Here is a 20,771-nt window from a genome sequence, read left to right as displayed (position 1 = left end):
TGATGAGGGACATTTTTGACGCGCTCGAAAAAGGCCAGAACGAATTTCTGGAGTCGCTGCACGACGCCACCGCCTGGGGGCCATCGGAACGGTTCACGGCCCTGCAGGCGCAGGCGACGGAACTGTCCAACCTGGGAGAACTGATCGGCAGGGGGCTGAGCAAGCACCTGACCAGGATTTCAGACGACCACAAGAGCCGTTGGCAGGCGACCGTCGCCGAGTTCGGAAAGGCCATGAAAGCCATGGGCGGCGCTCAGGAGGCCGGCTCTCTCTATAAGGCATGGGAGGAATACTGGCAGGACGCTGCCCAGCGCACGGTTCTCACCATGGATGTGCTTCGCCAGCGCGGCGACAATTTCATGGATCACGAAGAGGCCGGCTGTCCGCCGGTCCTGATCTATGACTACGAAGTTGTGCTGGATGGCGCCGACCTGCCACGCCCAAGCTGCTACATGCTGCTGAAAATCATCCCGCCGGCTGATCTGCCCTGCCGCGACCCCAAGCCATTCAAACGGCCCTACATCATCATTGATCCGCGCGCGGGGCATGGCGCAGGGATCGGCGGCTTCAAACCGGACAGTCAGGTAGGCGTCGCCCTGCATGACGGCCACCCGGTCTATTTCGTGGCCTTCAAACGCATGCCTGAAAAGGACCAGACGCTGGCGGATGTGACCCACGCCGAAGCGGCTTTCGTTCGCAAAGTGATGGAACTGCACCCGGAGGCGCCAAATCCGGTGGTGACCGGCAACTGTCAGGGCGGCTGGGCGACGCTGCTGCTGGCTGCCATGAACCCGGACCTGACCGGGCCGATCATTCTCAACGGCGCGCCCGTTTCTACATGGTCCGGCCGGGTCGGCGAAAATCCGATGCGCTATAACGCCGGTGTTCTGGGTGGCACATGGAACGCCATGTATTTTTCCGACCTTGGCCACGGCATCTTTGACGGTGCCGACATTGTGCAGAATTTCGAGATGCTCAATCCGGCCCGGAACTACTTCGGCAAATACTACGATCTTTATGCCAAGGTCGACACCGAGCCGAAACGCTTTCTGGAGTTCGAACGCTGGTGGGGCGGGTATTTCCTTCTCAACGAAGCGGAGATGAAGTGGATCGTCGAGCAGCTCTTCGTCGGCAACCGTCTTTCCAAGAACGAAGCGCAGCTTGAAACCGGCCGAAACGTCGACATCAAGCACATTCGTGCGCCGATCATCGTTTTTGCCAGCTACGGCGATAACATCACCCCGCCGCAACAGGCCCTCAACTGGATCATCGACACCTACACGGACGAGCGGGAAATCGCCATTCGCGGACAACGGATCATCTATATGATCCACGAACAGGTCGGGCACCTCGGCATTTTCGTGTCGTCCAAGATCGCCAAGAAGGAACACACGGAGGTCACCTCGACGCTGAAGACGATCGAGGCGCTGGCGCCGGGTCTTTATGAGATGACCATCGATGACTATGAAGGCCCTCTGCTTGAACGGGAATTCACGGTCAGCTTCCACGAGCGCAAGATGGAAGACCTGGCAAAGATCGATGACGGCCGGGACGATGAAATTCCCTTCGCGGCCGTTGCCCGTGCCTCCGAACAGCAAGCCGAATTCTACGATGTCTGCGTGCGTCCCTTCGTCCAGGCTTTCGTGACGGAGCAGAGCGCGGACCTGCGCCGCAAGAGCCATCCGCTCAGAATGCAGCGGGCCCTGTTCTCCAGCCTCAATCCGGCGCTGGGTTGGTTGCCGGGCATTGCCGAGCGAGCCAGAAACGAGAGGTCTCCGGCCAGTGCCGGCAACCCGTTTGTGGAACTGGAAAAGGTCAATGCGGCGTTGATCGAGCAATCCATGGATCTCTTCAGGGATCTGCGCGATACCGCGTATGAAAACCTGTTCTATTCGATCTGGGGAACTCCTTACATGCGCTGGTTCGGCCGCAGCAAGCAACCGGGCCGGACATTGAAGCGCAAGGACGAGCTGCGCAGCCTGCCGCCGGTTCAGGCTGCACTGATGCATATCGAGGAAGGTGGTTTCTGCGAAGCGGTCATCCGCATGCTGATCCTGCTTGCCGACAGCCGGGGCAATGTCCGCCGCGACCGTCTGGAACGGTCTGCGCGTGTTCTGACACAGGACGAGCCGTTCAAATCGCTGACAGCGGACGAACGCAGTTTCATTCTCCAGGAACAGACGATGATCGTCGAATTCGCGCCGGAACTGGCTATCGAAACCTTGTCCAAGCTGCTGAAAACGCAAGAAGAACGGGAGCTTGCCGCCAAGGTTGTGCGCTTTGTCCCCGGCGCCATAGAGGAAATGACGCCGCATACGCTGGAAACCCTGCAGCAGTTCCACGAGGTTCTGGGCCTGCCTCCGGTTTCAGAAGATATTCTGGATGATCCGCTGGCGGTGACGGACGTCTCTGTCGAGCCTGGCAAGGAAGTTACCAGAGCTGCCCAGGAAGAGGCGGCGAGCAAGGCTCCCGCGACGAACACACCCGCAAAGCGGCCAGCCGCCGCAAAAGCTGCCTCGGCAGCGGCAGCACCAAGCAAGTCGTCTCCTCGCAAGCCTGCTACACGCAAGGCGCCGGCTCGCAAGACAGCCGTTTCGCGCAAACCGCGCAGCACCGCAAAGAAACTGCAAGAATCGGCTGAATAATAAGAGGGGGCGTCCGGGCCTCTCGGACGCCCCCACAGAGCCCCCCTGGAATTTTTTTTGGAGTTTGGCTCTGATCTGAAGCGATCGTTCGCTTAGCAGGCTAAGGCTTGATCCTGGCGATCCGTCACAGTTGTCAGTCGAGTTCCAACCGGCCGAATTCGTCCGTTGAGCATAGCAAGATCGGGGCAGCTCTCAAGTACCGGAACGCTGCTTGCGCCTGGAAATTCGGCGATAAAATTTCGAACTCTGTTTTCATTGGATTTTTCGCTACGCTCCAGGATGTGACGGCGAAACAGAAACTTCCTGTTCGCCACCTGGATGCCTACTTCTTGTCAGAAGCAGAGCCGTTCGCAGTTTGAAGTGCCGGATTCCGGCCGATGACTGCGCCTTCCGGACCTTTTCTTCAAGGGACCGGAGAGAGGTGACCCTGCTGCGACCGGACAACAAAAAGACAATTGGCGGAGCCGCATGTTCGACTGGGCCTATAAGAAACGCTTGAAGGACGACCTCGAACTTTGGGTCGAGAAGGGCTGGGTGAGTTCCGCCGACGCAATGGCCATATTGAAGGAGCAGGACCAGGACGACGGTCGTTCGCGCCTGCCTATGGCTCTTGCCGGAATAGGCATGGTCTGCGTGGCCCTGGCACTGCTCGCATTCATTGCCGCAAACTGGGGCGCGATCCCCAAGTCCGTGAAGCTTGTCGGCATTGCGCTGCTTGTCGTGGCAAGCAACGGTCTGGCTGCCATAGCCGCCTCAAGAGGGCGCAAGGGCATTGCCGATCTTGCAACAGGCTTTGCAACACTGGTCTTCCTTGGAGGTATGGCGCTGGTCGGGCAGATCTTTCACCTGCCCACGGACTGGCCCGGCGGCGCCTTCCTCGTCTGTCTGGGGGCGCTGGCCGCAGCCTGGCTGACAGGTTCGAAAACATCGCTGATCGTGGCAGCAGGTGCTGCCATTACCTGGCAGGTCATGCGCTCCGATTTCGGAGCGACGCCACTCCTGGAAGATCTGATCGGGCTACTCCTTCTGGTGGCAATCTTTGCGCATCCGGTCGTTCATCCGGCGCGGATTTCGCGCTGGGCCGCGATTTCGCTGCTCTGGGTGACTTATGGCCGCTGGTTCGGTGAAACGGCGGATCTCATGAATTCAGGTGACGACGTCATCATCGCCATGCTCCTGGCTGGGACGGGCGGAATGGCAGCGGCGATGATGTTGATCGATCCTGTTGCCGATCTCTTTGTGAAGTGGTCCAGCGACCGGCCGATGCGCGGTCATGGGCATTGGCTGATGGCAAGATCGCTTCAGGATGTCGGTATTCTTGTTCTCTCCGTCTTGATCGTTCTGGCGCTGGTTCTCGTTCCCGAGGTTTCAGACGAACCTGCCTTGAAGGGGCTTGCGGCACTGCCGGCTCTGGTGCCGCTCGCCGTTGCCCTGGCTCTGCTGGTCGCCGGAATGTTGCTGTCCTACAAGACCGTCAAATCGGGGGCGCTTTTCGGGGCGACAGGCCTGGCGCTGGTGGCCGTGCTAATGCCGGTGCTGACAGCCAACATCCTCGTACTCGCCGCGTTCGTTCTGGCAGCGCTGATCGGTTTTTGTGCATTGGGGACATGGTACAACAACAGGTTCTGGATGCTTTGTGCCTACCTGGGCCTGACAGCGGTCGCTCTCTGGCTGCTACAGGTCACCATCGGCAGCCTCTTGGGGCAGTCCCTGTTTTTCCTCGTTGCCGGTGTTGTGCTGCTTGGGATGGCACTCTGGCTGGCGCGCCTGATGAGACGCGGCGGTCGAACGCCTGGTCAGCCTGACGTGCCAGGGGAGGTGCAGCAATGAGTACGGCAACCGCATCATCTTCCGCACAACAGCGGCCGCGCAGCAACTGGCTGCTCTGGGTTCTCCTGGCCCTGATCCAGCTTGGCCTCATATCAATCCCTCTCGTCGACAGGTTAACCGTTCAGCACAGCGGAACCGCTGTGCCGCTTGCCGTGGTGCCGGTGGATCCCAGGGACCTGCTGCGGGGCGACTATGTGGTGATCAACCTTGCGATCGGCGCCCTTTCCAGGACGGTGCCCGGCGCCGACAAGGTCAAGTCGGGGGACAGCATCTTCGTCGGCCTGAAGTCAGAAGAAGCGGGCGCTGCCGTGCCGGTGCTGATCGCGAAGGAACGAGCCGAAGCCGGAGATCTGGCCATTGCAGGCACCGTTCGCGCCGTTTTTGAGGACGAGATAAGGGTCGACTACGGCATTGACGCCTTTTTCCTGCCGGAAGGCGAAGGGCTTGAGATCGAGAGCATGGATCGGTCGCGCATTCTTCTGGAAGTTGTCGTTACCGAAGATGGCCGGTCTTTGCCGGTGAACCTGCTGGTCGATGGAAAGGCCTTCCGGTCCGACGCGATCTTTTGACGTCCGGCCATTCTGGCGGTAAGAGCGCGTCAACCGAAACCCGTCTGAAAGACCATCATGTCCGATCCCGCGCTCGATACTCTTCTCTTGCCTCTTGAAACTGGGGCTGTCGAGCTTACTGAAAAGAGCCGCGTCCTGTTCCTGCGCGCAAGGGCAGGGCGTGCGCTTGCAGCGCTTGCGGACGCAGACCTTGTTTGCGAGCAGAGCTTCGCGCCAGACAGGGATGCGCTGCAAAAGGCGGGACTGAAGGTTGATGCGGAAACGGAAGCCGACGGATTTGACGCTGTTCTCGTTCTGCCGGGGCGCCAGCGGCAGGAAGCAAGAGCACAGCTTGCCCGCGCGGTTTCCAAGGCGCGGCCCGGTGGCATCGTCATCGCCTGTGCGCCGAACACCGAAGGTGCGAAGACGCTGGAAAGCGACGTTCAGGATCTTCTGGGCAGCGCCGAGAAAATGACCAAGAACAAGTGCCGTGTCGTCTGGAGCGAGTTGTCCGATAACAGCCTGAACGCTGCTCTTCTTGCCGAATGGCTGACGCTTGATGTGCCGCGGCCTGTGCTTGACGGAGCATTCGTCAGCCGTCCTGGCATCTTCGCCTGGGACAGGATCGACCCGGCCTCCAAGCTCTTGGCGGACCATGTGCCGGCAACGCTCAAGGGCAGGGGCGCTGATCTGGGCGCAGGCTTCGGGTATCTGACCCGTGCGGTCTTCGAGAAGGCCACCAAGGTCACATCGATGGATCTATACGAGGCGGAAAAACGGGCACTGGATTTGGCCGAACAGAACCTGGCCGCCTTCAAGGGCCTCAGAACGATGAACGGCATCTGGTCGGACGTGACCCAGGGGATCGAAGGACCATACGACTTCATCGTTTCCAACCCGCCGTTTCACCAGGCCGGCAAAGCTGATCGCGCTGACGTCGGTCAGGGTTTCATTCGGTCTGCGGCCCGTGGGCTGCGCCCTGGCGGTGAATTCTTCATGGTCGCCAACCGGCATCTTCCCTATGAGTATACGCTGGGCGAGGTCTTCGCCGACGTGAAACAGCTCGCCGATGAAGGCGGCTACAAGGTCATTCGTGCGGTCAAAGGCAAGGGAGGTCGATAATATGCGCCTTGTAAAACTCCTTGCCAATCTCGGCTATGGAAGCCGGAAGGAAATGCAGGTCGCCATCCGCAACGGTTGGGTCACCGACCGCGAGGGCAACCGGCTGAAAGCGGATGCCAAGACTGCTCACGAGGACATTCTCTTCGACGATGAGCCGCTCGACCCCGCACATGGCGTCGTTATCCTGATGAACAAGCCGCTTGGCTACACCTGCTCCATCAAGGATCAGGGCCGGCTGGTATACGACCTGCTGCCGGACCGGTTCCGCATGCGCAAACCCGTGCTGTCCTCCATCGGCCGTCTCGATAAGGAGACATCCGGTGCCCTGCTGTTTACCGACGACGGCACGTTCCTGCATCGTGTGATCTCGCCGAAGTCCGAAGTTCCCAAGATCTACGAAGTGGCACTCGACCGTCCGATGAAGGGCGACGAAGGGGCGTTATTCGCTTCCGGCGACATGATGCTGGAAAGCGAAGACAAGCCGCTGAAGCCGGCGGAACTTGAGGTGATTGACGAGACCCATGCCCGCCTTACCCTGCATGAAGGCCGGTATCATCAGGTCCGCCGCATGTTTGCGGCAACGGGCAACCATGTCACCGATCTGAGCCGCAGCCATATCGGCGGTCTCGGTCTGGAAGGCCTTGAAGAGGGTCAGTGGAAAGTGCTGTCCGAACAGGAAAAGACGCGCATCTTTGAAGGCGGGTGAGGTCACATTTGGACTTTGTGCTGCCTGATACGCAATTTCCTCAAAAATACGTTTCTGCTTTTAGTTACATGAAATCAAAGATTTAGCGGGTTATTCATCGCTCGCTACCGACGAATTTTCAAAAAAGTTTTTTCCTGTTGCATCCAAATTTCGATCTGCCGTGTTCCCGGGATGTGAGGCCAATCCGATGCCTCCTGCCTTTGAAAGACGGAGATCTGAAATGCCCCTTCTTGCACGTACGCTTCTGACTGCATCCGCCCTCGTTCTTGCCGCTGGCGCTGCGCACGCGACCCCTGCGATCGGTCTTGCCGGTGAAAAGACCCTGGTGGTTATCGACAGCAATTCCGGAAAGGTCACCGACACGATGGAAGTCTCCGGTGTCGACAGCCTGCTCGGCATTGACCTGCGGCCGGCGACGGGGCAGCTCATCGGCGTCAGTGCCGCCCATGAAATCGTCGAGATAGATCCGAAGACCGGTGCGGCAACCGTGATCTCAAAAATGGACAAGATGCTGCCGCTGAAGGACGGGCAGCCGGTTATCGTCGACTTCAACCCCAAGGCCAACAAGTTGCGCTTCATGACCGGCCTGACCAACCACCGGGTCGATATCGAAAGCGGCAAGGTGACCGTCGATGGCAGCCTGGCCTTTGAGGAAAAGGACATGCATGCGGGGGAGACGCCCAACATCGTGGCTGCCGCCTACATCAATTCCTACGGCCAGCCGGACACTACGGCGATGTATGACATCGATGCGACCATCGGTGCGGTTATCCGGCAGACATCGCCGAACGACGGCACGCTAGCGGCCGTTGGCAAGCTGGGTGTGGACGCTGCCGAAACCTACGCTTTCGATGTCGCGACAGATGCGGAAGGCAACAACAAGGCCTGGCTCGCAACAGGCACGTGGCTGCACACCGTTTCGTTGGAAAACGGCAAGGTGACGGGTAGCTGGGAACTGGGTGGTCTGGAATGGCCGCTGCGCGACATCACCTTCATGACCGCAATGTAACGACCATCCACACATCGAGCTAAAGGAGCATCTTCAGCCCAATCATAAAGAAAGATGCTCTGGGCTTTGCGGACCTTTCCCACCTGGACCGCAAAGCCGATTGCCGGAGCAGCCTGGACCATCCACCCCGGGCTGCTCCGGTCCTTTTCAAGGCATATGGTCCGCCAACGCTGTTGATGCGTAGCAGTCAGGAGACCGGTGAGAATGAAGAAGTGAGACCAACGTGCTGGATATGCCGGAAAGCGTAAGCGAAGTGAACCACGCGGCCCTTCTGGCTGCCTGCGCACGCAAGGACCGGCAGGCCCTGCGGCAGATACTGGAGCTGGAAGGCCCCAAGATGCTGGGCATTGCCAAGCGCATGTTGCGCCGGCAGGACCTTGCTGAAGACGCAATGCAGGATGCGCTGGTCCTGATCTGGCGCAAGGCTTCCCAGTTCGATCCGGCCAAGGGATCCGGACGGGCCTGGATCTATGCGGTGCTGCGGAACAGAACCCTGAACATGTTGCGCGATGGGGCCCGGGAAACGGCAACCGATGACGACAAGCTGGAACGCCAGATCGATGGCAGCGACCTGAACGATGCCTGGGAAATGCTGGGTCACGACAGCGAACTGCGCCGGTGTCTGGGGCGGCTGGAAACCGAAAAGCGTAGTGCGGTGCTGATGTCCTATATCTGGGGCTACACCCACGGCGAGATTGCCGGCCGGCTGTCGGCCCCCCTTGGAACGGTAAAGGCATGGGTGCGCCGTGGCCTCTCGTCCCTGCGGGAGTGCATGTCATGAGAACAGCCCGCCGCGACCTTGCCGAGCTTGCCGACGAATTCGTCATTGGCCTGTGTGACCCGGAGGAACAGCGCGAAGTGGAAGAGCGCTTGATGAAGGAGCCGGAATTGGCCGTTCTCGTGGAACTTGCCCGTCAGCGGTTCGCCGCGCTGGACGCCGCGACGCCCCGTGAAGCCGTGCCCGACAGCCTCTGGCACCGCGTTGAGAAACGTCTGGACGCCGTGGAAGACGGCCTTGTCGCAACCAAGGCTACAGCCAGCCGCGCTGAGGCGCCGGTGGATCTCAAATCCGAGAGAGACAAACGCAGCAGACCCCTGCTCTGGACCGCAGCGGCCAGCCTCGCGGCGAGCCTGTTCTTGGCCATTGCGCTGGTCTGGAACGTGATGACGGGCGTTGAGCCCCAGGTGATCGCCGTTCTTGTCAACGATGCCGGTCAGCCGGTTGCGATGATCGAGGGGGCCGACAACAATGCGACCCAGGTCACACTGCTCGGCGAGACCGATGTTCCGGCAGGCACGATCCTGCAGCTCTGGACCAAGCCCGATCCGGATGGACCACCTGTTTCCATTGGCATCTTCGATGAGCCGAAACAAACGATCCTGCAAGCTGCCGGTCTGCCGGTGCCAAAGCCTGATCAGCTTTATGAAATCACCTTCGAACAGCCCGGCGGGTCTCCAACCGGCTTGCCCACGGGACCGATCCTCGGCAAGGGCCTCGCCAAAGAGCCCAGGTGATCTTCAGCTCAAGAGCTTTCGTCCGAGGGCGTTCAAGAGACTTCAAAAAAACACCCGGCAAATGGGTTTTTGCCGGGTGTCGGTTGTTTGCCAAATTTGCGGTTTCAGTTCTTGGATGCCTTGGCCGCAAGGGCGATGGCGATGTAGCTCCAGCCGTTGAGCATCACCGAAATGCCTGCCAGCAGCCCAAGCGCCCAGGCTGCGGAACTCGGTAGCTCCAGCCAGATCATGACGCCCGCTGCAAGGGACACCAGACCGGCGATCAGCACCCAGACCCAGCCTTCATGCGGCTTCAGTTTGAATGCCAGCAGAATCTGGCTGATGCCCTGTGCCACGAAGATCGCTGCGATGACCACTGTCAGCGCGAGTGTTCCTGCCAGCGGGTTCACGTAAATCACGATACCACCGACCACAGCGATGATGCCGGTGATCAGGTTCCAGAGGAAACTGGCCGTGCCGTGAGTCTTGAAGGCATGGTAGATCTGAACCAGGCCGCCGATGAAAAGCACGGCCGCAATCAGGATCGTCACGGCAATCGAGGTTGCCAATGGGGCGGCGATCAGGATGATGCCGCCTATGACCAGCGCAATGCCAAGCGCCAGAAACCAGCCCCAGTTGTCCTGGATTTTTCTTTTCATGTTTTCAACAGCCTGAACCGTATCTGTCATTTTGACCTCCTCACGCTGTGGTTGCTTCGGTTGACCGTAACCCCTTTGCAAATAAACGCAATATCCTGATGACAAATTGCCAGAGAGTAAGCCCGCCAGACTGTGACTTGACTTTTAGTGTGTATATGCACACAAAGCTCGCATGGAAGAAGACGACTTCTCGCTCTGCGTTCTCGACAACGCCCGCAAGGCCGCACGCGCTGTCAGCCGGCATTATGACAAGCTGGCACGGCGGATTGGCATGACGCCAGGACAGTTTTCCGTGCTTGTCACGATCCACAAATACGCTGATGCAACGACGGCGGAGCTGGCGGAGCGGCTGTCGATGGACCGGACGACGCTGGTTCGGAACGTTGCGCTTGTGGAGCGCAAGGGTCTGGTGGCTTCGCAGCTCGTCCAGGACGGTCGCAGCAAACAATACCGGTTGTCGCCAAAAGGCGAAGAGCTGTTGAACAAGGCACTGCCGTTATGGCGGCGGGCTCAGGCGGACGTGAAGAACCATCTGGGCAGCGATGAGTTTCTGCGCGCCATCGACACCTTGAAACGTCTTTCGGAGCTTTAGCCGGGCGTTGCTCATTTCAACTTCGGGCGGACTGGCAAACCGCCTCGACACATCTTAACTGCCGGGGCGGGGGCGCTGGCAAACCAATGCGAGGTAAGACATGCGGCGTGTGGTCGTAACAGGACTGGGGATCGTTTCCCCGCTGGGCACCGGGGTAGACGCTTTCTGGAATCGGGTAACGAATGGGGACAACGGCATCCGCAGGATCTCCCACTTCGACGCGAGCGATCTGGCCTGCCAGATCGCGGGTGAGGTTCCCTCCAAGGCGGAAGACGCGCACGGCTTTGATGTCGATGCGGTGATGGATCCGCGTGAACAGCGCCGTTCCGACCGGTTCATTCACTTCGCCATGGGCGCGGTTCAGGAAGCGCTTGCCCATGCCGGCTGGGAGCCGAAGTCCGACAAGGACAAGGAACGAACCGGTACGATCATTGCGACCGGCGTTGGCGGGTTTCCGGCCATGACCGCCGGAACCCGGCTGGTCGACGAAAAAGGCCCGCGCCGCGCATCGCCTTTTCTGGTGCCGTCGTTCCTGGCCAATCTCGCCGCCGGGCAGGTCTCTATCCGTCACGGGCTCAAGGGGCCGATCGGCGCGCCGGTGACAGCCTGTGCCGCCAGCCTTCAGGCCCTTGGCGACGCCGCCCGCATCATCCGGTCCGGAGAAGCCGACGTGATGGTTGCCGGCGGGTCGGAAGCCTGTATCGACAAGGTCTCCTATGCCGGTTTCTGTGCCGCAAAGGCCATGTCGTCCAAACGAAACGACGATCCGGCCCATGCATCCCGGCCATTTGACCAGGACCGAGATGGCTTCATCATGGGCGAGGGCGCCGGCATCCTCATCCTGGAGGACCTGGACCATGCGACCGCCCGTGGTGCTACTATCCTGGCCGAACTGGCCGGTTACGGCACCAGCGCTGACGCCTATCATGTAACCGCGTCCTCGCCGGACGGTGAGGGCGGCCTGCGGGCCATGCGCCAGGCCCTGGCGACAGCCAATCTCTCTGCCGGTGAAATCGGCTACGTCAATGCGCACTCCACGTCGACGCCTGTGGGCGATGCCGCCGAGATCGCGGCGCTGACAACACTGTTCGAAAACCGTGGCAAGGACCTGGCGGTGTCGTCGTCCAAGTCGATGTTCGGCCACCTGCTGGGAGCGGCCGGCGCCGTTGAGGCGATTGCCTGCGTCAAGGCGCTGATGAGCGGCCTGCTGCCGCCGTCTCGCAACCTGGAAGCCGCAGACGAGGCCATGAGCCGGTTCGAAATGATCCCCGGCAAGGCCATTGCCCGCGACGTCAATCACATCCTAACCAACGGCTTTGGCTTTGGTGGCGTGAATGCCAGTGCGGTGTTCTCGAAGGTGTAATTCTCAAGGGCTGACAGACCTTGCTTATTCTTTGAGCTTGGCGAAACGGAATATCCCATATATGAGAAAAATCTCATTTATGGGATTCTCTGATGTCGAACCTTGATCAAGATCTTGCCCGGCGGCTGACCGACCTTCGCCGGGCCAGAAACTGGCCGCTGGAAGAGCTGGCCGAACGTACCGGTATCAGCCGGGCAACCCTCTCGCGGATCGAGCGGGGTGACACCAGCCCGACAGCAAACGTGCTGGGCAAACTTGCCGCTGCATTCGGGCTTCCCATGGCCGAACTCTTTGGATCTGCTTCCTCAACAGTTGAACGCCTTGTCCCCCGGGAAGCCCAGGCCGTCTGGACGGACCCGGAGACCGGTTACACACGGCGTACCCTGACACCTGCTGCCAGCGGTTACCGCGGGGCAATGATCGAAGGCTGCATTCCTGCCGGTGCGACCGTTGCCTATGCCGCGCCACCTGTGCCGGATCTCGAACATCAGCTTGTGCTTTTGGAAGGCAACCTGCAGCTCGTCATCGGTCCGGACATCTACGATCTGGGCCCCGGGGATGCGCTCCGGTTTCGCCTCAATGCTCCCAACAGCTTTCATGCGTCCGGCACGGTGCCGGCACGCTATTTCCTGACGGTGATCACGCCATGACCCTTTCCGAAACCGCTGCCGCAACCGCTTCTGGTCAACCTCAGCCGTTCGTGCCTGATGCCCCTGTCTATCTGATGTCCGCGGACGAGGTTCGCAGCTCCCTTTCTGAGTTGGGGCAGCTGCTGAAAGCATGTGTTGAAGATGGCGCTGGGATTGGCTTTATTCTACCAATGCCCCAGAAAAAGGCGGAAGCATTCTGGGACGGTAAACTGCCGGCTATTGAGAGTGGCGAAGCCTTTCTGCTCGCTGCCCGTCATGGCCCGGAGATTGCCGGTGTCGTGATGCTGGTGAAGGCAGGCGCGGACAACCAGCCTCATCGGGCGGATGTCGCCAAGTTGATGGTCCATCCGGACCACCGCCGAAAGGGACTTGCCAGAAAGCTGATGACAGCTATCGACGGGCTCGCGATGTCTGTGAACCGCTGGATGCTGGTGTTGGATACTGTTACCGGAGACAGGGCGGAAAAGCTTTACCCGACCTGCGGATACCAGAAGGCTGGCATCATTCCGGATTATGCCTACAACAGCCATGGCCATTTGGACGCGACGACCGTCTTCTACAAGGACCTGCGCTAAGGCTGGGCGTTTCCTTCAGCGGCACAAACACCGACCGGATAAATGCCCTGAATTGATGTCTTCCCCGTCAATGCGGAGGGGAGGAATGTTCACGGGCGGCCTTAAGATGAAAAAAGACCCGGGCCGTGTACGGCCCGGGTCTTCTTTGTATTTCATTCTCAACCAAGGCGCTCAGCGCGGATCAGTCGAACTGAGACGCCTATTTCGCTTAGTCGCTGAACTCGACCGATTTGGCTTTGACGCCCAGGTTCTCAAGCACCTCTTGAACAGCGTCCATCATCGGCGGCGGTCCGCACAGATAGAAGTGACGGTCGAGATCAGGCACAAGGTCCTTGATCATGCTCGCATCGACCATGCCATGGTGGCTGCCTGCGGTATCTTCGTCCGACAGCACGTGGTCCACCTTCAGACCGTCCATCGCTTCAAGCTCCTGACGGTAGATGATGTCGTCAGAGGTCTTGTTGGCAAAGATAAGCTGGTTACCGTCCAGCTTGCCCTTCTTTTCAAGATCCCGGAAGATCGCAAGGAACGGCGTGATGCCGGCACCGCCGGCAATAAACACGCCGGGCTCATCGTAGCGGAAGGTTTTGAACGGCTGATCGATCAGAACGGTGTCGCCTTCCTTCAGCTTGTGAAGGCGTTCCGTCACGCCGTCATGATCGGGGTAGCCCTTGATCGTGAACTCAAGCGTGCGCTCTTCCGGCAGCGAGGTCATCGTGAAGGGGCGAGTTTCCTCCCGCCAACCGTCCTCGTCGACCGCAATTTCGGTGGCGTCGCCGACTTTGAAATCAAATCCGTCCGGCTCGACAAGACGGAAGCGTTTCACGTCGTGCGTGACCTGTTCGATCTTGAGAATGGTCGCCTTATGCATCTGTGCGTCTCCTTCTTGTTCGTGGAGGAAACGCGGAAAGGGGGCGGAGAGTTCCCCCCAGGATCAAATGCCTCATCATCCGCATTCCGGTTGGGGAGGGGGCACTCGGCAGGCGGGCCATCGTTTGCACGAGCTGTCCTGAAGCGGTGCTCTGGTTCCGCTTCAGGCCACGGCGCGAACTTGAATCAATTTGTGAAGACGACTGGCTGGCCCGCTCCGCTAGCTTGCCTCGTTCAGCATTTCCAGCTCCAGCCACTGCTCTTCTGCAGCATCTTTTTCAGCTGTGAGATCAGTAATTTGCTGGGAGATCTTGGCAAACTTGTCAGGGTTCTTCACGTAAAGCTGCGGGTCGTTCATTTCCGCCTGAAGAGTTTCCAGACGCGCTTCCAGCTTCTCGATCGTCTCCGGCAGGGTTTTCAGGAGATGCTGCTGGGTGAAGCTCAGTTTCGATTTCGCCTGAGGCTTTTGCGGCGATGCCTCCGGGACAGAAGCTTTTTCCTTTTTCGCCGGTGCAGACTTGTCCACCTTGCGGGCGGTCACACCTTCGCCCCGCTGGGCCAGCATATCGGAGTAGCCCCCGGCATATTCACGCCACAGGCCATCACCTTCCGAAACGATGACGGAGGTCGCCACCCGGTCGAGGAAGTCGCGGTCGTGGGAAACGATCAGCGCCGTGCCCGGATAGTCGGCCAGCAGTTCCTGCAGCAGGTCGAGCGTTTCCAGATCGAGGTCGTTGGTCGGTTCGTCGAGCACCATCAGGTTCGACTTGTTGGCCAGTGCCCGGGCGAGCATGGCGCGTGCCCGTTCACCGCCTGAAAGCACGCCCACAGGCGTGCGGGCCTGTTCCGGCGAAAACAGGAAGTCCTTCATATAGGACATCACGTGTTTGGTCTCGTCGCCGATCACCACCGTATCGCCGCGCCCGCCGGTCAGGACGGACGACAGCGTGTCGTTGAGATTGAGGTTCTCGCGCTTCTGGTCGAGCGTCACCATTTCCAGGTTGGTGCCGAGCCGCCTTGTGCCCGTGTCCGGTGCCAGCTCGCCGGTCAGCATCTTCAGGAGCGTCGTCTTGCCGGCACCATTCGGGCCGACGAAGCCGACCCGGTCGCCGCGCTGGATGCGGGTGGAGAAGTCCTTGACGATGGCGCGATCGCCATAGGTCTTGGAGATGTTTTTGGCTTCGATCACCAGCTTGCCCGAAACTTCGGCATCCGTGGCGGCAAGCTTGGCGGTGCCCTGCGGCCCGCGATGTTCGCGCTTCTGCTTGCGCAGGTCCGCCAACTCGCGCACCCGGCGCATGTTGCGTTTGCGCCGGGCGGTGACGCCATAGGTCATCCAGTGTTCTTCGCGCTTGATCTTCTGCGCCAGTTTCTGCTGGTCGATCTCTTCCTGCTCGAACACCTCGTCGCGCCAGGCCTCGAAGTGGGCAAAGCCCTTGTCGAGCCTCCGGGCGATGCCGCGGTCGATCCAGACCGTGGTGCGCGACAGGTTTTCCAGGAAGCGGCGGTCGTGGGAAATCAGCACGAGGGCCGACTTCAGGCTCTTGAGCTCCTGTTCCAGCCATTCGATCGCGGGAAGGTCCAGGTGGTTGGTCGGCTCGTCAAGCAGCAGGATATCCGGTTCGGGCGCAAGCGTCCGGGCGAGGGCGGCTCTGCGGGCCTCGCCGCCTGAAAGCGACTTCGGATCTTCCGAGCCGGTGAGACCGAGAACTTCCAGAAGATAGGCGCCGCGATAGGGATCGTCGCCCTCCGTCAGCCCCTCGTTGACATACTCCAGAGTGGACGCATAGGCCGAAAGGTCCGGATCTTGCGGCAGATAGCGCACGGTACGGCCCGGCTGGAAGAACCGTTCGCCCTTGTCCATCTCCACCATGCCGGCTGCGATCTTCAACAGGGTCGATTTGCCCGAGCCGTTGCGGCCGACCAGGCACATGCGTTCCCCTTCGGAAACGGAAAGCTCTGCGCCGGTCAGCAGCGGTGTGCCGCCAAAGGTCAGATGAACGTCGCGGAGTGTCAGCAGCGGTGGAGCCATGAGGGTCTTGTTTTCCCGGTCGGAATGTCGGATCGGCGCTCGGTTTACTGGCCGCGCGTTTGCCGCGCAAGCGGCGCTGGAAAGAACGTCCTGTATTTTTGATCGGGATCAGAGAGATTTTGCCTGTCAAATGGGATATTCTTGCCGGCACGTGGACAGGGGCGACCAACAGGCGCATGACGTGCGCCGACAGGAGAGAGCATCATGTCTGACCTGAAACTGGCGAAACGTGAACGCCGCGGCATCGCCCGCTTGCGGATCCGGACCTTTTTCACCGCAGCCGCACTCTGTCTGGCAGGAGCGTTTGCCGGCTTGACCGATGCGGCGCCGGCACGTGCCGACGGTATTTATTTCAACGGCGTCGGCATTGGCTTCGGTTTTGGCAATCGCGGATATCGCGGTGGCGCTTTCTATGCACCCTATGGTCTCTACGGGCCGCCCTATCGTCCCTATGGGGCTCCTTATTATTATCACCCCTATGACATGAGGGCCTATCCTTACAGGTCACGTGTTTATGTGAACCCGCCGCGCTACCGTGGACAACCGCAGCGTGTGCCTTATACCAAGACCGGCCTGGCTCCGTTCACTCCTCAGTGGACCGCTTATTGTGCGCGGAAATTCAAGTCTTTTAACCCGAACACGGGGATGTATCTGGCCCATAGCGGAAAATATCGATTTTGCCGCTAGGTTTGAAACAAAATTTCGCACGACGAGGTCAAAATATTTGACCGCGCAGTAAATTTGCGAAAAAATTTTCCGCCTGAATCAAAAAAAGAGCAAAAACATCGCCTTTTTGTGTCAAAGATTGGAACGTGCCGTTGGGGGATGCTTGATTGCTCGCAAAGAGCGTGGAATCTTGTGACCCATCGTTCCATTTGCTTCAACTATAACCCAAGAGGGGAGAGCGATATGTTCAAGTCCATGCGTGTAACAGCGCTTGCGGCTGCCTTGATGGCTGCTACATCTATCACTGCGGTTGCAGAGGTGGTCTACCACCGCGGCAACACTGCTGACCCGGAAACCCTGGATCAGCACAAGACCTCCACAACCTACGAAGCTCACATCCTGCGCGATCTTTACGAAGGCCTGGTTGCTTATGGCGCCGATGGCCAGATCATTCCGGGCGTGGCGTCCGAGTGGAAGGTTTCCGACGACGGCAAGACCTACACCTTCATGCTGCGCGACGATGCCAAGTGGTCCAATGGCGATCCGGTCGTTGCCGGCGATTTCGTCTATTCGCTCCAGCGTATCATGAACCCGGAAACGGGCGCCAAATACGCCAACGTGCTGTATCCGATCCTGAACGCGGAAAAGGTCAACAAGGGTGAAGCCAAGCCGGAAGACCTCGGCGTGAAAGCGCTTGACGATCATACGCTCGAGATCGCTCTGGAAGCCCCGACACCGTATTTTATTGACCTTCTGGGCCACCAGACCGGCCTTCCGGTTCATCCGGCCTCCGTTGAAAAATTCGGCTCCGATTTCGTGAAGGCCGAAAACATTGTCACCAACGGGCCCTTCACCCTGGCCGAGTTCGTGCCGAACGCCCATGTGAAGGCAGTCAAGAACGAGTACTTCCATGATGCCGATCAGGTGAAGATCGACACCGTCTTCTTCTATCCGACGGAAGATCGCGGCGCGGCTCTGCGCCGGTTCCAGGCTGGTGAGCTGCATACCAACAACGATGCACCGACCGAGCAGGTTGCCTTCATGCGTGAGAACCTGGGCGACCAGTTCCACGTGGCTCCGTATCTGGGCACCTACTACTATGCCCTCAACCATGAAGATGAAGTCCTGAAGAACCCGGACGTCCGCCAGGCCCTGTCCATGGCAATCGACCGTGAGTTCCTGGCCGATGAAATCTGGGGCTCCACCATGGTCGCCGGCTATTCCTTCGTGCCGCCGGGCATCGGCAACTATGGCGAGCCGGCCTATGCCGACTACAAGGACATGTCCCAGATCGACCGCGAAGAAAAAGCGATCGAACTTCTGACAAACGCCGGCTACGGCCCGGACAATCCTGTCGAGCTGACGATCAACTACAATACGTCGGAAAACCACAAGAACACGGCAGTCGCGATTGCCGACATGTGGAAGCCTCTTGGTGTCAACGTGAAGCTGATCAACACCGACACCAAGACGCATTACGCCATGCTGCGTGACCGTCAGGACTTCGACGTTGCCCGCGCCGGCTGGATCGGCGACTACTCCGACCCGCAGAACTTCCTGTTCATGGTCGAGAGCGACAACGACGGCTTCAACTACGCCCGCTACAACAATCCTGAGTACGATGCACTCATGGATGAAGCGGCCGTCACGGTGGATCTGGAGAAGCGTGCGGACATCCTGAAGAAGGCCGAAGAGATCTTCATGCGGGACCTGCCGTTCATTCCGATGATGTACTACGGTTCCATGAACCTGGTCTCCGACAAGGTGGCGGGATTTGAGGACAACCTTCTCAACATCCATCCGTCCCGCTGGATGAGCATCTCCGAATAACCTGACAACATCGAGACCGGCAGGGATTCCCTGCCGGTTCTTGCAAGGCGGCATCAATCAATCAAGATTGACCGAAAGACCGCCGTTTAACGACAAAGGCAAGGCCTATGCTCCGCTATGTCTTCGGACGATTGCTCGGCGCAATCCCGACGCTGTTTCTGATTGTCACGATTTCCTTTTTCCTGATCCGCATCGCGCCGGGTGGACCGTTCGATCTGGAACGTCCGCTGGAAGCAAAGGTGATGGAGAACCTCAACAAGATCTATCATCTCAACGAGCCGCTGTGGAACCAGTACCTGTTGTACCTGCAGAGCGTCGCCCGTCTGGATTTCGGTCCAAGCTTCTATTTCCGCGACTTCTCGATCAATGAGCTGTTCGCGGAAAGTCTACCCATCTCCATCCAGCTGGGCTTGTCCGCGCTTTGCCTTGCGCTGATTGTCGGGGGTGTCCTCGGCGTGGCGGCTGCGCTGCGCCAGAACAAGCCGGCGGACTATTCGATCATGGCGGCGGCAACACTGGGCGTGACCATCCCCAACTTCGTGGTGGCGCCGATCCTGACGCTGATCCTCGGCGTGTGGCTGGGATGGCTGCCGGTCGGCGGCTGGAACGGTGGCGCCTTCGTCAACCGGGTGCTGCCTGTCGTGACCCTGGCCTTGCCGCAGATCGCCGTCGTGGCGCGTCTGACGCGCGGTTCGATGATCGAGGCCCTCAGGTCCAACCATGTGCGCACGGCGCGGGCCTATGGGCTGACGTCGTACATGATTGTCGTGGTGCACGCGCTCAGAGGTGCGATCCTGCCGGTCGTTTCCTATCTTGGCCCGGCCGCGGCTGCGCTGCTCACCGGATCGGTGGTGATCGAAACCATCTTCGGCATCCCGGGCATTGGCCGCTACTTCGTGCAGGGCGCTCTCAACCGTGACTACACGCTCGTCATGGGCACGGTTGTCGTCGTTGCCTGCTTTGTCATCCTGTTCAATCTCCTCGTGGATCTGCTCTATGCGCTGCTCGATCCGCGTGTGCGCTACGACTGAGGAGGAGACGTCTGTGACCCTCACTGCAACATCATCCACCGGAGCGCCCGCAAAGGGGCGTTCCCTGTGGGACGACGCTCGCGACCGTTTGCTCGCCAACCGCGCGGCGGTCGCCTCCATCATCGTGCTCCTGACGATTGGCCTGATCTCCGTCTTCGGCCCGATCCTGTCCGCTCATCACTACGACACCGTCTATCGTGACTACGTGAAGGTGCCGGCCAGCCTCGAGGCCTATCCGAAGGCCGAACAGGTCGAACCCGGTTTCATGTCTTCCGCCAAGCGGGCGCGGCTAAAGGTGGAGACCTTCGAGCGCGAAGGCGACACGATCGTCGCGAAAGTGACTTCCAGCCGGGACATCGACCCCCGGTCGGTGCTTTATTTCGACCGCAGCGACCTGTTCAAGAACACCGAGCTGACCGACATGTCTGCCGACAACAAATCGGCAACGGTCAGGGCCGATATCAACTTCATGCATTTCTACTTCGGCACCGACGCCAATGGCCGTGATATGATGACACGGACCTTCATTGCAGGCCGCGTGTCGTTGACCATCGGTCTTCTGGCAACCTTCGTCGCGATCTCCATCGGCGTTCTTTACGGAGCGACGTCCGGATATCTCGGCGGCCGTATCGATCAGATGATGATGCGCGTTGTCGATATCCTCTATTCTCTGCCCTTCATCTTCTTCGTGATCATGCTGGTCGTGTTCTTCGGCCGGAATTTCATCTTGATGTTCATCGCCGTCGGGGCGGTGGAATGGCTGGATATGGCCCGTATCGTGCGCGGTCAGACACTGACCATCAAGCGACAGGAATATGTGCAGGCGGCCGAAGCGCTCGGCGTTGCCGACGGCGGTATCGTGCGCCGGCACATCATTCCGAACACGCTGGGTCCCGTCGTGGTCTACATGACCCTCCTGGTTCCGAAGGTCATCCTGCTGGAAAGCTTCCTGTCCTTCCTGGGTCTCGGCATTCAGGAGCCGATGACAAGCTGGGGCGTGCTGATTTCCGAAGGGGCCCGCAACCTTCAAGGGGCACCCTGGATGCTGATTTTCCCCTCCATCTTCCTGACATCGACCCTGTTCGCGCTGAATTTCATCGGCGACGGCCTGCGCGATGCCCTGGACCCGAAGGACCGGTGAGGTGAAGA

Annotated in this window: 19 protein-coding genes; 16 read left to right on the top strand and 3 right to left on the bottom strand. The window is 59.6% G+C overall.

The window, feature by feature from the left end; all coding sequences use genetic code 11:
• Positions 1 to 2 precede the first annotated feature (2 nt).
• The 8 genes from V1T76_RS00315 (at position 3) to V1T76_RS00280 (ending at position 9,375) form a co-directional block, all read left to right on the top strand.
• Positions 3 to 2,645 carry a DUF3141 domain-containing protein gene (locus V1T76_RS00315; protein ID WP_330558642.1) on the top strand — a complete coding sequence of 881 codons (2,643 nt, stop codon included), beginning with the start codon at positions 3 to 5 and terminating at the stop codon, positions 2,643 to 2,645.
• A 468-nt stretch (positions 2,646 to 3,113) separates the two neighbouring features.
• Positions 3,114 to 4,475, top strand: a complete 1,362-nt coding sequence (locus V1T76_RS00310; protein ID WP_330558641.1) for a DUF2157 domain-containing protein — start codon at positions 3,114 to 3,116, stop codon at positions 4,473 to 4,475.
• A complete protein-coding gene (locus tag V1T76_RS00305; protein ID WP_330558640.1) occupies positions 4,472 to 5,044 on the top strand; it encodes a GDYXXLXY domain-containing protein in 573 nt (190 codons plus the stop codon). Before V1T76_RS00310 ends, V1T76_RS00305 begins: the two co-directional genes overlap by 4 nt.
• A gap of 57 nt (positions 5,045 to 5,101) precedes the next feature.
• A complete protein-coding gene (locus V1T76_RS00300; RefSeq protein ID WP_330558639.1) occupies positions 5,102 to 6,145 on the top strand; it encodes a class I SAM-dependent methyltransferase in 1,044 nt (347 codons plus the stop codon).
• Position 6,146: 1 nt separating this feature from the next.
• On the top strand, positions 6,147 to 6,851 hold the full coding sequence (locus tag V1T76_RS00295; protein WP_330558638.1) for a pseudouridine synthase: 705 nt from the start codon (positions 6,147 to 6,149) through the stop codon (positions 6,849 to 6,851).
• 220 nt (positions 6,852 to 7,071) lie between these two features.
• Positions 7,072 to 7,860, top strand: coding sequence for a DUF4394 domain-containing protein (locus V1T76_RS00290; RefSeq protein ID WP_330558637.1), 789 nt, complete (start codon positions 7,072 to 7,074; stop codon positions 7,858 to 7,860).
• Positions 7,861 to 8,092: 232 nt separating this feature from the next.
• Positions 8,093 to 8,641, top strand: coding sequence for a sigma-70 family RNA polymerase sigma factor (locus V1T76_RS00285; RefSeq protein ID WP_330559394.1), 549 nt, complete (start codon positions 8,093 to 8,095; stop codon positions 8,639 to 8,641).
• Positions 8,638 to 9,375, top strand: coding sequence for an anti-sigma factor (locus tag V1T76_RS00280; protein ID WP_330558636.1), 738 nt, complete (start codon positions 8,638 to 8,640; stop codon positions 9,373 to 9,375). The genes V1T76_RS00285 and V1T76_RS00280 overlap by 4 nt, the downstream gene beginning before the upstream one ends.
• Before the next feature lie 104 nt (positions 9,376 to 9,479).
• Here the strand turns inward: V1T76_RS00280 and V1T76_RS00275 are convergent, their stop codons facing one another.
• Positions 9,480 to 10,043 carry an HdeD family acid-resistance protein gene (locus tag V1T76_RS00275; RefSeq protein WP_330558635.1) on the bottom strand — a complete coding sequence of 188 codons (564 nt, stop codon included), beginning with the start codon at positions 10,041 to 10,043 and terminating at the stop codon, positions 9,480 to 9,482.
• A gap of 142 nt (positions 10,044 to 10,185) precedes the next feature.
• Between V1T76_RS00275 and V1T76_RS00270 the strand changes: the two genes are divergently transcribed.
• From V1T76_RS00270 to V1T76_RS00255, 4 genes are all read left to right on the top strand, one after another.
• Positions 10,186 to 10,605: a MarR family winged helix-turn-helix transcriptional regulator gene (locus V1T76_RS00270; protein ID WP_330558634.1), complete on the top strand. Its 420-nt coding sequence runs from the start codon at positions 10,186 to 10,188 to the stop codon at positions 10,603 to 10,605.
• A gap of 100 nt (positions 10,606 to 10,705) precedes the next feature.
• Positions 10,706 to 11,968, top strand: a complete 1,263-nt coding sequence (gene fabF / locus V1T76_RS00265) for a beta-ketoacyl-ACP synthase II (protein WP_330558633.1) — start codon at positions 10,706 to 10,708, stop codon at positions 11,966 to 11,968.
• A gap of 92 nt (positions 11,969 to 12,060) precedes the next feature.
• The gene (locus V1T76_RS00260; protein ID WP_330558632.1) at positions 12,061 to 12,618 is read left to right on the top strand and encodes a helix-turn-helix domain-containing protein; all 558 of its coding nucleotides are present in this window, start codon (positions 12,061 to 12,063) and stop codon (positions 12,616 to 12,618) included.
• Positions 12,615 to 13,193, top strand: a complete 579-nt coding sequence (locus V1T76_RS00255; RefSeq protein ID WP_330558631.1) for a GNAT family N-acetyltransferase — start codon at positions 12,615 to 12,617, stop codon at positions 13,191 to 13,193. The genes V1T76_RS00260 and V1T76_RS00255 overlap by 4 nt, the downstream gene beginning before the upstream one ends.
• A 208-nt stretch (positions 13,194 to 13,401) precedes the next feature.
• Here V1T76_RS00255 and V1T76_RS00250 read toward each other — a convergent pair whose 3' ends face one another.
• Both V1T76_RS00250 and V1T76_RS00245 read right to left on the bottom strand, forming a co-directional pair.
• Positions 13,402 to 14,064 (bottom strand): FAD-binding oxidoreductase, encoded by a 663-nt coding sequence (locus V1T76_RS00250; RefSeq protein ID WP_330558630.1) that lies wholly within the window; start codon positions 14,062 to 14,064, stop codon positions 13,402 to 13,404.
• A gap of 219 nt (positions 14,065 to 14,283) precedes the next feature.
• Positions 14,284 to 16,095, bottom strand: coding sequence for an ABC-F family ATP-binding cassette domain-containing protein (locus V1T76_RS00245; RefSeq protein WP_330558628.1), 1,812 nt, complete (start codon positions 16,093 to 16,095; stop codon positions 14,284 to 14,286).
• 204 nt (positions 16,096 to 16,299) lie between these two features.
• On the opposite strand from V1T76_RS00245, the gene V1T76_RS00240 reads away from it, so the two are divergent.
• From V1T76_RS00240 to V1T76_RS00225, 4 genes are all read left to right on the top strand, one after another.
• Positions 16,300 to 16,782: a BA14K family protein gene (locus V1T76_RS00240; protein WP_330558627.1), complete on the top strand. Its 483-nt coding sequence runs from the start codon at positions 16,300 to 16,302 to the stop codon at positions 16,780 to 16,782.
• A 222-nt stretch (positions 16,783 to 17,004) separates the two neighbouring features.
• Positions 17,005 to 18,591 (top strand): peptide ABC transporter substrate-binding protein, encoded by a 1,587-nt coding sequence (locus V1T76_RS00235; protein ID WP_330558626.1) that lies wholly within the window; start codon positions 17,005 to 17,007, stop codon positions 18,589 to 18,591.
• Positions 18,592 to 18,698: 107 nt separating this feature from the next.
• Complete coding sequence (gene oppB / locus V1T76_RS00230) at positions 18,699 to 19,622, top strand: oligopeptide ABC transporter permease OppB (protein ID WP_330558625.1); 924 nt, start codon at positions 18,699 to 18,701, stop codon at positions 19,620 to 19,622.
• A gap of 13 nt (positions 19,623 to 19,635) precedes the next feature.
• Positions 19,636 to 20,763 (top strand): ABC transporter permease subunit, encoded by a 1,128-nt coding sequence (locus V1T76_RS00225; protein ID WP_330558624.1) that lies wholly within the window; start codon positions 19,636 to 19,638, stop codon positions 20,761 to 20,763.
• Positions 20,764 to 20,771: the final 8 nt, after the last annotated feature.

The sequence above is a fragment of the Roseibium sp. FZY0029 genome, from assembly GCF_036350355.1.
GTDB lineage: Bacteria > Pseudomonadota > Alphaproteobacteria > Rhizobiales > Stappiaceae > Roseibium.
The sequence above is the reverse complement of the archived record's forward strand: the minus strand, read 5'-3'. Positions and strand labels throughout refer to the sequence as shown.

Excerpts from the sequence above, each read along its gene's own strand:
- V1T76_RS00315 (WP_330558642.1), top strand. The coding sequence starts at position 3 with ATGAGGGACATTTTTGACGCGCTCGAAAAAGGCCAGAACGAATTTCTG.
- V1T76_RS00310 (WP_330558641.1), top strand. The coding sequence starts at position 3,114 with ATGTTCGACTGGGCCTATAAGAAACGCTTGAAGGACGACCTCGAACTT.
- V1T76_RS00305 (WP_330558640.1), top strand. The coding sequence starts at position 4,472 with ATGAGTACGGCAACCGCATCATCTTCCGCACAACAGCGGCCGCGCAGC.
- V1T76_RS00300 (WP_330558639.1), top strand. The coding sequence starts at position 5,102 with ATGTCCGATCCCGCGCTCGATACTCTTCTCTTGCCTCTTGAAACTGGG.
- V1T76_RS00295 (WP_330558638.1), top strand. The coding sequence starts at position 6,147 with ATGCGCCTTGTAAAACTCCTTGCCAATCTCGGCTATGGAAGCCGGAAG.
- V1T76_RS00290 (WP_330558637.1), top strand. The coding sequence starts at position 7,072 with ATGCCCCTTCTTGCACGTACGCTTCTGACTGCATCCGCCCTCGTTCTT.
- V1T76_RS00285 (WP_330559394.1), top strand. The coding sequence starts at position 8,093 with ATGCCGGAAAGCGTAAGCGAAGTGAACCACGCGGCCCTTCTGGCTGCC.
- V1T76_RS00280 (WP_330558636.1), top strand. The coding sequence starts at position 8,638 with ATGAGAACAGCCCGCCGCGACCTTGCCGAGCTTGCCGACGAATTCGTC.
- V1T76_RS00275 (WP_330558635.1), bottom strand. The coding sequence starts at position 10,043 with ATGACAGATACGGTTCAGGCTGTTGAAAACATGAAAAGAAAAATCCAG.
- V1T76_RS00270 (WP_330558634.1), top strand. The coding sequence starts at position 10,186 with ATGGAAGAAGACGACTTCTCGCTCTGCGTTCTCGACAACGCCCGCAAG.
- fabF (WP_330558633.1), top strand. The coding sequence starts at position 10,706 with ATGCGGCGTGTGGTCGTAACAGGACTGGGGATCGTTTCCCCGCTGGGC.
- V1T76_RS00260 (WP_330558632.1), top strand. The coding sequence starts at position 12,061 with ATGTCGAACCTTGATCAAGATCTTGCCCGGCGGCTGACCGACCTTCGC.
- V1T76_RS00255 (WP_330558631.1), top strand. The coding sequence starts at position 12,615 with ATGACCCTTTCCGAAACCGCTGCCGCAACCGCTTCTGGTCAACCTCAG.
- V1T76_RS00250 (WP_330558630.1), bottom strand. The coding sequence starts at position 14,064 with ATGCATAAGGCGACCATTCTCAAGATCGAACAGGTCACGCACGACGTG.
- V1T76_RS00245 (WP_330558628.1), bottom strand. The coding sequence starts at position 16,095 with ATGGCTCCACCGCTGCTGACACTCCGCGACGTTCATCTGACCTTTGGC.
- V1T76_RS00240 (WP_330558627.1), top strand. The coding sequence starts at position 16,300 with ATGTCTGACCTGAAACTGGCGAAACGTGAACGCCGCGGCATCGCCCGC.
- V1T76_RS00235 (WP_330558626.1), top strand. The coding sequence starts at position 17,005 with ATGTTCAAGTCCATGCGTGTAACAGCGCTTGCGGCTGCCTTGATGGCT.
- oppB (WP_330558625.1), top strand. The coding sequence starts at position 18,699 with ATGCTCCGCTATGTCTTCGGACGATTGCTCGGCGCAATCCCGACGCTG.